Source organism: Anaerohalosphaeraceae bacterium (genome assembly GCA_037479115.1).
GTDB lineage: Bacteria > Planctomycetota > Phycisphaerae > Sedimentisphaerales > Anaerohalosphaeraceae > JAHDQI01.
This window is the reverse complement of record JBBFLK010000006.1, coordinates 1-10,472: the sequence shown is the minus strand read 5'-3', so window position 1 is coordinate 10,472 and position 10,472 is coordinate 1. Positions and strand designations below refer to the sequence as shown.

The following is a 10,472-nucleotide window of genomic DNA, read 5'->3' as shown; positions in this document are numbered from 1 at the left end:
AAAAGGAATGCCGCAGGAGCCTAAGTCGATTCGAATCGCATTAGGACAGGCCAATCCGACAGTCGGAGATTTGGAAGGCAATTGCCGAAAAGCCCTCGATTTTGTTAAAACAGCACAGGAGAAAAAGGCCGATTTACTCGTTCTTCCGGAATTGTTTCTTTCCGGGTACCCGCCGGAGGATTTGCTTCATCGTCCCCGCTTTCTGCAGGATTGCCATTCAACGATAGAGCATCTGTCTGGTCAGATTCAGTCTCTTATGCTGATTGTCGGCTGGCCCCAATCAGAAAAGAGTCGACTCTACAATGCCGCAGCCGTCATTCGAGACGGCAAAATTCTCAAAAACTACCAAAAAGGCTGCCTGCCGAATTACGGTGTGTTTGACGAAAAACGGTATTTTCATCCCGGTCGGGAGCCGGTGGTCGCCCATGCCGGTCCTCTTCGGCTGGCCTTGACCATCTGCGAAGACATCTGGGAGCTGCCCTGGCTGGATGATTTCTTTCTAAAGATTCGGGGAGAATTCGACGCGGTTCTTTGTCTGGCGGCCTCCCCGTTTCATATGGGAAAGATTGAGGAGCGCAGGAAGGTCATTTCCCGCTGTGCCGTCCATTTCGGATGTCCGCTGTTTTACTGCAATCTGATTGGCGGTCAGGATGAACTGATTTTTGACGGCCGCAGCATGGTGGTCGATGCACAAGGAAAGACCCTTTTTCAGGCCGCCGGTTTTCAGGAGGACCTGCTGGTCTTTGACTGTTTCAGGAACGAAGACGGCACACTTGAGATAACCAGTCCGTTGGCAGCACCTTATGAACCGATTCCTGCAGACCCAATGGAAGAGGTCTGGCAGGCCCTCGTGTTGGGTACAAAAGATTATGTCCTCAAAAACGGCTTTTCCAAGGTTCTCATCGGCCTGAGCGGGGGGGTGGATTCCGCTTTGACGGCAGCTATCGCGGCGGAGGCCCTGGGGCCGGAGAACGTCATTGGGATTACTATGCCGTCCCGCTTTAATGCCGCCGAAACCCGTTCCGATGCTCAGATGGTTGCGGCAAATCTCGGTATCGGCTTTCAAATCCTGCCGATTGAAGACATCCTGTCTGCTTTCAGCCGGACGCTGTCGGCCGTAAAAGGATGGAATGAAGCCGGATTGGCTTATGAGAATCTCCAGGCCCGGATTCGCGGGACCCTGCTGATGACCCTGTCCAACCAGTTCGGCTATCTGGTGCTGACCACCGGCAACAAGAGTGAAACAGCCGTCGGATACTCCACCCTCTACGGGGATACCGCCGGAGGATTTGCCGTGATTAAAGATGTGCCCAAAACCATGGTCTATCAGCTCTGTGATTATTACAACCGAATCAAAGGGAAAAAGGTGATTCCGCAGAGTGTAATCGACCGCATTCCTTCGGCAGAGCTCAGACCCAACCAGAAAGACAGCGATTCCCTCCCGGAGTATCCTGTTCTCGATCAGATTTTGAAGGGCTTTATTGAGGAAAAACTCAGCCGGGATGAGCTGATTGCCCGCGGCCTTCCCCGTCCGGAGGTTGAACGGGTGCTTCAGATGGTGGATCGGAACGAATACAAGCGCCGGCAGTCTCCGCCCGGCATAAAGATTACCCCCCGGGCATTCGGAAAGGACCGGCGAATGCCGATTACCAACCGATACAGAGGATAAAAGAAAAGGTCTTGAAACGGACGCGCCGCTTCCCTATAATCCGGCGATTTTTTTGGAAACACGACGTCAGGCGAAACGTAAAGACGGAACAGAAAGAAGACCTATGCCCAAACGCAGCGATATTCACAAAATTTTGATTATCGGCTCAGGCCCTATCGTCATCGGCCAGGCCTGCGAGTTCGATTATTCCGGTGCTCAGGCCTGCAAAGTCCTTCGAAAAGAGGGATTTAAGGTTGTTTTGGTCAACAGCAACCCGGCCACGATTATGACCGACCCGCAGATGGCCGACAGGACCTATATTGAGCCGATTACTCCGCAGATTGTTGCGCAAATCATCCAGCGGGAACGGCCGGATGCGCTGCTGCCGACACTCGGCGGCCAAACCGGCTTAAATACCGCCGTGGCCCTTGCGGAAAGCGGCGTTCTGAAAAAGTACGGGGTCAAGCTTCTCGGCGCCAATCTTCAGTCCATTAAGCGGGCCGAAGAACGCGACCGCTTTAAGAAAATTATCCAGAGCATCGGGCTGGAAGTACCGGCCAGCGGCTATGCTCATACAGCCGAGGAGGCACGGGAAATCGTCAAAGATATCGGATTTCCGGCCATTATCCGTCCTTCCTATACGCTGGGCGGAACCGGCGGAAACATTGCCTATAATGCAGAGGAATTCGAGCGGTTCGTTCAGTGGGGACTGGATTTAAGCCCGACTCATCAAATCCTGATTGAACAATCCGTAATCGGCTGGAAAGAGTATGAGTTGGAGGTGATGCGCGACCGCAAAGACAATGTTGTGATTGTCTGTTCAATTGAAAATGTGGACCCGATGGGCATCCATACCGGTGACAGCATCACCGTTGCGCCCGCTCAGACCCTTACGGACAAGGAATACCAGCTCATGCGGGATGCCGCCCTCAAAATCATCCGGGCCATCGGCGTGGAAACCGGCGGGTCGAATATTCAGTTTGCCGTCAACCCCGAAAACGGCAAGATGGTTGTCATTGAGATGAATCCGCGTGTGTCCCGCAGCTCGGCCCTTGCGTCCAAGGCCACGGGTTTTCCCATCGCCAAAATTGCTTCACTGCTGGCCGTCGGATATACCCTGGATGAGATTCCCAATGACATTACCAAAAAGACGCCGGCCTGTTTTGAGCCGACAATTGATTATGTGGTGACCAAATGGCCGCGGTTTACCTTTGAGAAGTTTCCGCAAACTGCTCCGGAGCTGACCATCCAGATGAAATCCGTCGGCGAGGCAATGGCCATCGGACGCACCATGAAGGAGTCGCTTCAGAAAGCCATTCGTTCGCTGGAAATCAGCCGGTATTCGCTGGACGCCAAACATCTTCCGGACAACCTGTCCAAAGTGGAGCTCATTTCCAAGCTTCGTTCGACACGCTGGGACAAAATGTGGTATATCGCTGAGGGCTTTCGGCGGGGGCTTTCCACCGAGCAGATTTATGAATATACAAAGGTTGACCGGTGGTTTCTGGACCACATTCGAGAGATTGTTCATCTTGAAAAGGAACTCAAGTCTGCATCCAAACCTCTGAAAGCTTCCTTTGTCGAAAAACTCAAAAAAGCAGGCTTCAGCGACAAATATATTGCGGAACAGCTGGGAGTCTCCGAAATCGAATTTCGCACGTATCGCAAAGAAAAAGGAATTCACCCTGTTTACAAGAAGGTCGATACCTGCGGCGCGGAGTTTGAAGCCCAGACTCCTTATCTGTATTCAACCTATGAAGAGGAGTGCGAGGCCGCTCCGACGTCGCTTCGGAAGGTGATGATTCTAGGCGGCGGGCCCAACCGAATCGGACAGGGAATCGAGTTTGACTACTGCTGCTGTCATGCGGCCTTTGCCCTGCGGGAAATCGGCATCGAATCCATCATGGTCAACTGCAACCCCGAGACGGTCAGCACGGATTATGACACCTCCGACCGGCTGTATTTTGAGCCGCTGACATTTGAGGATGTGATGAATATTGTGGAGACGGAACGTCCGGACGGTGTGATTGTCCAGCTGGGCGGTCAGACTCCCCTGAAACTGGCTACCCCGCTCCGCAAAGCCGGCGTGCCGATTATTGGGACCTCTCCGGAAAGCATCGACATTGCAGAAGACCGGGAAAAGTTTAATCGGCTGATACGGAAGCTGCGGCTGCGGCAGCCCGCCGGAGGCAGTGCTACCACCTATGCTGAAGCCCTGAAAATTGCCAAAAAAATCGGGTTTCCGCTTCTGGTTCGACCGTCCTTTGTGCTCGGCGGTCGGGCGATGGATATTGTCTATAACGAGGAGGACTTCCGCACTTCCGTGCTGGAGGCCTTTGAGGCCGCCGAAGGACATCCGGTCCTGATTGACCAGTTCCTCGATGATGCGACGGAATTGGATGTGGATGCGATTTGTGACGGCAAGACCGTCGTGATCGGCGGCATTATGGAGCATATTGAAGAAGCCGGCATCCATTCCGGCGACAGCGCCTGCATTCTGCCGACCTTTTCTCTGCCCAAGTCCGTGATTGCGGACATCAAACGTCAGACCAAACAATTGGCCCTGGCCCTGAACGTCAAAGGCCTGATTAATATTCAGTTCGCTGTCAAGGACAATCAGGTTTATATCCTTGAGGTCAATCCGCGGGCCTCCCGAACCATTCCTTTTGTCAGCAAGGCCATTGGAGTTCCGCTGGCCAAACTGGCTGCCAAGGTGATGGCCGGGATGACCCTCAAACAGCTCGGGTTTACCCGCGAGGTGGTTCGTCCGTATTATTCCGTCAAAGAGGCGGTCTTCCCCTTCCTGAAGTTTCCGGGTGCGGATGTCATTTTGGGGCCTGAAATGCTCTCGACCGGCGAGGTGATGGGCATCAGCGAGGATATCGGAATCGCATATGCCAAATCCCAGATAGCCGCCGGCAATCCGCTGCCCACCGGGGGAACAGTCTTTATCAGCGTCAAAGATGCTGACAAACCCAAAGCTGTGGCCATCGCACGGCGATTCCATGAAATGGGCTTTAAGATTATTGCCACCCGGGGGACCTGCATCACGCTGATTGAAAACAACATTCCCTCGGAGTTTATTCGCAAAATGAATGAGGGCCGACCGAATATTGTGGACCGCATTATCAACGGTCAGGTGGATTTGATTATCAATACCACCATCGGCGAGCAGACGATTCGGGATTCCTTCCCGATTCGCCGGGCCGCGGTGGACCATCAGGTGCCGTATGCCACCACGATTCGGGCGGCGGCAGCCATTGTTCAGGCGATTGAGGCAATGCGGAAAAAGAAAATTTCAGTCAAACCGATTCAGCTGTATTACCGATAAAGGAACGATATGTCCAAAGCAATTTTACTGCTCGAAGACGGAACGGTGTTTGAAGGCACTTCTTTCGGTGCCGTCGGAACAGTCTGCGGCGAGGTCGTATTCAATACGGCGATGACCGGCTACCAGGAAATCCTGACCGACCCGTCCTATCATGAACAGATTATGACCATGACCTATCCGATGATCGGAAATACCGGCACCAACGAGCTCGATTGGGAATCCCGCAAAATTTTCTGTGCCGGGCTGGTTGTCAAAGAGGCCTGTCCCTACCCGAGCAATTGGCGAAGCCGAAAGACCCTTTCCGCCTATCTGAAAGACAGCGGGGTGGTCGGCCTGGAGGGCATTGATACCCGCAAGCTCGTCCGCCATATCCGCACGCAGGGAGCCATGCGCGGCATTCTTTCCTCAGAGGAATTCAGCATTTCGGTTTTGCGGAATCGGCTGGAGGCCTATCCGGGGCTTGTCGGTCGCGATATTGTCAGTGAAGTCAGCTCCGAACGTCCCTACCGCTGGGATAAGGGATTTGTGGATGTTCTGCGAGGGGAGGAAATTCGCCCTTCGATACGGTATTCCGTCGTGGCGTATGATTTCGGCATCAAACACAATATTCTGCGGCTGCTTCGTTCGCACGGCTGTGCCGTTGAGGTCGTTCCCGCTCATACTCCTGCAGAAAAAGTTCTGGCTCGAAAACCCGATGGAGTTTTCCTCAGCAACGGTCCCGGAGACCCGGCGGCTTTGACGTTTGCGGTCGAAACGGTTCGGGCTCTGCTGGGCAAAGTGCCGATTTTCGGAATTTGTCTGGGGCATCAATTGCTGGCCCTGGCCCTCGGCGGCAAAACTTACAAACTCAAGTTTGGTCACCGCGGCGCCAATCACCCTGTGAAAAATCTTGAAACCGGATGCATTGAGATTACCAGCCAGAATCACGGTTTTTGTGTGGATTTGGATTCGCTGAAGGGCACAGGCGCCAAAATGACGCATCTGAATCTCAACGACATGACCAGCGAAGGGCTATCCGTCAAAAAGAAAAAGGCCTTCTCCGTCCAGTATCACCCGGAGGCCTCCCCGGGCCCGCACGATTCGCGGTATCTTTTCGAGCAATTTACAGACTGGATGAGCAAACGCTGAGTTGGTTCGGTTTGACTGCGTCTGGAGGGACTCGAACCCCCAACCCTCGGTTCCGAAGACCGATGCTCTAAAATCGCAAGTCCTTGATAATAAAAGCACTTGTGAAAATCAAAAACCGCAAGGCACACGAAAAAGCACTGATTTGGAGCAGCTGGTTTTGGTCTGGGATGCCCTGCCGGACTATATCCGGAAAGCCATCTTGACGCTGGCCGGCGTTGACGGATAGAATCAAACGGCGCGGCATAGGGTCGCGTCCGAAAACCAGGAAAAGCCCGCCTGGCTGGCCGCGCCGAGTTTTTCCGGGCTTGTCGAGAGGGCTGCGACAAGTGAAAAAGAAACAAACCAAACCGCAGAATCCATCCAAGGGGGGTATCCTGCAGTATTGGGTTGCTCCTGCGAAGCAAACCGAAGACGAATATCCGCTGACAGATAGCGACTTAGACCGATGGCCGGGGCCGATTACTTTGCCAAGCCACATTTTAGAGAAACTGGAAAAGTGTTTTGGCGGGCCGGCTGGGGTTGTTCAGTTTCTGGATAAACTGGTTGTCCATAGAGCCGCAAAAGAACTGACCGGAAATGAGTTTGCATCCCCTTTTGTCCTGGCTTTGGCGGTTCAGAAAATCATCGGGTTGTCCTACAAAGACTTTGAACGCCTGCCCAAGATTGAACAACTCAGGGTTTTGCAGGAAGCGGTTCAGCACCACCGCTCCGTTAACACTGTCCCTCAGGAGCAGCAGCCGTTGCGACTGCCGAAGGAACCGAGGAAGGAGGCCAGAGAGGCCTATTTGTTGTATCAATCTGGTTATAACCAATCTGAAATTGCCAAAATGCTTTCGAAAGAATATAAAAGGCCACTTAAGCAATACACGGTTAGCCGGTTGATTAAAGAGTTTAAAGGCTGGGCAAAGTATCATAACCTTCTCACAGAAGAGAAGGGGGCCAAACCCAAAGTCGCTTACAACAGCCGGATTGTAGATCTGGGGAAGCGGACAGATGGTCGAACAAGGCCGAAATGAAATTTTTATGCATGCCAATCTCTCACGTATAATTGAGTTATAGGCCTAACGGCTGCATTATGCAATTTATGCATTTGCATAAAAAGGCCTTTTAAAAAAACGACATTTTTTTGAAAGGTCTTTTTTTATGCAGCCAATAGATTTACTTACCAAAGAGGAGCTGGCCGCTCTTATCGGAGTCCAGCCGCAAACCATTCTGCGATGGGCCAAAGAAGGGAAAATCCCCCGGATTGTCATTTCGCCAAAGGTTATCCGCTTTGACCGTTCACGAGTTTTGGAATCTCTAAAAGGGCGACAAGATGGAGCCGCTGCCGTTTGAACCCCCTTTATTACTGACACCTGCCCAGGTGGCCCGAATGCTGGGCGTAGGGCGCCGGACCCTCTACAGTCTGCTGCACGCGGGCAAGCTGCCCCCGTCCTATCGTCTGGGCGGCAAACGGGTCTGGCGGCGGGAGGATATTACGCTCTGGGTCGAATGGGGCATGCCGTCCCTGGAGCGGTTCCAGACGCTGGCGGCCGGCAAGGGGGGCAAAAATGAGCGATAGAAACGGCCTGAAATACATCCGAATCCCGGCGGAGATTCTCTATCTTCAGGAATTGACCCTGGCTGAAAAGGTCATTTTGGGCGCGGCGGCTTCGTTTCCAAAGAAGGGGCTCCGGATGAGCAATGCCGCTCTGGGAAAAATCATAAACAAACGTCCGGAGAGTGTTTCTCGGATTCTTTCGGCCTTGCAGGAAAGAAACTTTATCCAAATCGAAAACGGAAAGAACCGCTATAGGAGAATCTACTTTGCGCCCAGACGCAAAGTAAATTCCCCCGATACTTTGACAAATTCTGCGTCTACTTTGACGAAATCTTCTTCTACTTTGCGTTCTGAGGCCGTTTACTTTGCGTCTGGCGTCAAACAGAATTTAAAAGAGAATTTAAAAGAAGAAATAAAAAAGAAAGGGAAACGCAAACAACCCTCTCCCCCTCTCTTAAACAATCATTCTTCCGAGGAAATCTGCACAGGACAGACAGGACCCGGCCGGGATAACCCAGTCCAGCTGTCCAAAGAGCAAAAAGCTGCTGACGAAAGGTATTCATTGGATCAATGCATACAGAACGGAAACCTTCTGGGTTTATCCGAGCAGCAGTCAAAAGAATTTTATGATTACTACAGGCAAAAGAACTGGACTGACGAGAACGGAAAACCGGTTGTTTCTTTGACCCAGCCAATGCGAGATTGGAAACGGAAAACGGGAGGGTGTCTGAAATCTCTGGAACCTGACGCCCAAAGACCGGCGGCCGGGTCAAACGCAAATTCTCACGGATTATAAGAGATACTTATTAAATGTTAAGGAGATGTTAAGATGACGATTTCGCTTGATGAGTATCTTGCGGGAATCCCCAAGCGGTATCAGGGGATTTATCAAAAGGCGATGCAGGGGCAGTCGAAAAAGGCGGCGATTTATGCCAAATGCCTGGATTGTGTTAACTGGCAGCGTAAGGAAGTCGCCTTGTGCGTAGTGAGTACTTGTCCGCTGTATCCCTACCGGAAAACGTCTGCAAATTCTGCCCAGAATGCTGTTAGAGGGTACTTCAGAGAGAAAACGACGGAGGGGGGTAGGTAAGGTATCCCCCGGGCGGTGTTCGTAAAACGAGAGGCCTGTTTTCGGGGGGTTCGCGAGAAAGAAGGCGTTAAAAACAGGCTCTGTTGAACCCGCTGCAGCAAAAAAAGATTGACGGAACCGCCCAGCAGGGTTTACAGAGAGAAGCACACTTTTCGGGAGGACTGAAGATGGCTGTTCACAAAAGACGGCGGCGCAATCCGCTCACGGGGCGTGTGCAAATATCCCGTTCCTGGTATATCACCTTTGCTGATCACTACGGCCGGCTGCACACGATTGCCGCCGGAACGGACAAAACGCAGGCCGAAAAACTTCAGCGGCACCTGCTGGAAGCGGTCGGCTGCCGAAAGAGCGGTTTTTTCCCGCCGGACGTTTCCGACTGGCTGGACGGCCTGCCGGCCCGCCTGCGGCACAAACTGGCCCAGTGGGATTTGCTGCCGGGTGGGTTGGTTGCCGCAGGGGTTCCGCTGCGGGAGCACCTGGAGGAGTGGAAAAATCATATCCTTGCCGGCGGGATTTCACCCGAACAGGCCAACCAGCAGGCCGCTCGGGTATGGAGGGTTTTTCAGGCGGCGGGGTTTTCCTATTTGCCGGATATAACAGCAGATAAGACCCAGGCGACGATTGAGCGGCTGCGGGCGGTTGTGAGCCGGAAAAATCCAAAGACCGGCAGGATGGAGAAGGTCGAAACCAAGCAGCCCTTGTCGCCCTTGTCCAAACGGCACTACATCCGAGCCTGCAAGCAATTTACGCGATGGTTGAGGAAAATGGGACGGCTGGCCGGCAATCCGCTGGAGATTCTGTCTTTCAGAGGGGCTGTCGTTTCGAACAAACGGCGCGCCCTGACCCGAGAGGAGGCCGCTTATCTGCTGGACTATACCAAGCGGGCAGCAGGGGTACAGTACGGGATGAGCGGGCCCGAACGTTATCTGGTCTATCGGTTGGCCCTGGAAACCGGCCTGCGAAGGAACGAAATCCGCTCTCTGAAACGCTCCAATTTCGATTTTGAGCGGCTTTTGGTTCGGGTTGAACCGGAGCATACCAAAACAAAAAAAGGGGCTTTCCTGCCCATTCGGACGGCCACAATGGCTTTGCTGAAGGAACACCTAAAGAACAAATTGCCGACGGCCCCGGCGTTTCATCTGACCGGCTACCATACGGCCGATATGCTCAAGGCCGATCTGACCGCAGCCCGCCAGGAATGGATTGAAGCGGCCCGAGACGATCCCGCAGAATACCGGCGGCGGATGGAATCAGAGTTTCTGGCCGTCCAAACAAGCCAGGGGAAAGTCGATTTCCACAGTTTGAGGCATACATTTGCGACCTTTTTGGTGGAATCCGGAACGGACATTAAGACCGCTCAAGCCCTGCTGCGGCATTCCACAGCGGCAATGACGCTGGATATTTACACACACACCCGAGCGGAACACCAGGCAGCCGCAGTCGAAAATCTTCCCTCTTTGGACTGGGAATCCGAAACAGCGGCCCTCAAAACCGGCACAGATGGCGGCCCAAAAATGGTATATGAAAAAGCACTGATTCGACCTGCAAAATCCTGCACAAGTAAGCACAGATTTGCACACACAGTCGGACGAAATAAAAAATCAGAAAATGCGTTAGAATGCTTAGAAACCCCTTTTTTGACGCATTCTGCACAACTGAAAACTCCATGCGTCTGGAGGGACTCGAACCCCCAACCCTCGGTTCCGAAGACCGATGCTCTATCCAATTGAGCTAC

At 52.9% G+C, this 10,472-nt stretch carries 8 protein-coding genes and 1 pseudogene; all 9 read left to right on the top strand.

Features of this window, described 5'->3' with window-relative positions; all coding sequences use genetic code 11:
* Nucleotides 1-7 precede the first annotated feature (7 nt).
* Nucleotides 8-1,669, top strand: coding sequence for an NAD+ synthase (locus WHS88_04255; protein ID MEJ5259384.1), 1,662 nt, complete (start codon nt 8-10; stop codon nt 1,667-1,669).
* A gap of 103 nt (nt 1,670-1,772) precedes the next feature.
* The gene (carB, locus tag WHS88_04250; GenBank protein MEJ5259383.1) at nt 1,773-4,979 is read left to right on the top strand and encodes a carbamoyl-phosphate synthase large subunit; all 3,207 of its coding nucleotides are present in this window, start codon (nt 1,773-1,775) and stop codon (nt 4,977-4,979) included.
* A gap of 9 nt (nt 4,980-4,988) precedes the next feature.
* Nucleotides 4,989-6,107, top strand: a complete 1,119-nt coding sequence (gene carA / locus WHS88_04245) for a glutamine-hydrolyzing carbamoyl-phosphate synthase small subunit (protein MEJ5259382.1) — start codon at nt 4,989-4,991, stop codon at nt 6,105-6,107.
* A gap of 326 nt (nt 6,108-6,433) precedes the next feature.
* Nucleotides 6,434-7,123: a hypothetical protein gene (locus WHS88_04240; protein ID MEJ5259381.1), complete on the top strand. Its 690-nt coding sequence runs from the start codon at nt 6,434-6,436 to the stop codon at nt 7,121-7,123.
* Nucleotides 7,124-7,250: 127 nt separating this feature from the next.
* Nucleotides 7,251-7,442, top strand: a complete 192-nt coding sequence (locus tag WHS88_04235; protein MEJ5259380.1) for a helix-turn-helix domain-containing protein — start codon at nt 7,251-7,253, stop codon at nt 7,440-7,442.
* Complete coding sequence (locus WHS88_04230) at nt 7,423-7,668, top strand: helix-turn-helix domain-containing protein (GenBank protein MEJ5259379.1); 246 nt, start codon at nt 7,423-7,425, stop codon at nt 7,666-7,668. The genes WHS88_04235 and WHS88_04230 overlap by 20 nt, the downstream gene beginning before the upstream one ends.
* Complete coding sequence (locus tag WHS88_04225) at nt 7,658-8,443, top strand: hypothetical protein (GenBank protein MEJ5259378.1); 786 nt, start codon at nt 7,658-7,660, stop codon at nt 8,441-8,443. The genes WHS88_04230 and WHS88_04225 overlap by 11 nt, the downstream gene beginning before the upstream one ends.
* 33 nt (nt 8,444-8,476) lie before the next feature.
* Nucleotides 8,477-8,737: a hypothetical protein gene (locus WHS88_04220; GenBank protein MEJ5259377.1), complete on the top strand. Its 261-nt coding sequence runs from the start codon at nt 8,477-8,479 to the stop codon at nt 8,735-8,737.
* A 167-nt stretch (nt 8,738-8,904) separates the two neighbouring features.
* Nucleotides 8,905-10,149, top strand: a pseudogene (locus WHS88_04215) (site-specific integrase).
* The last annotated feature ends 323 nt before the right edge of the window (nt 10,150-10,472 follow it).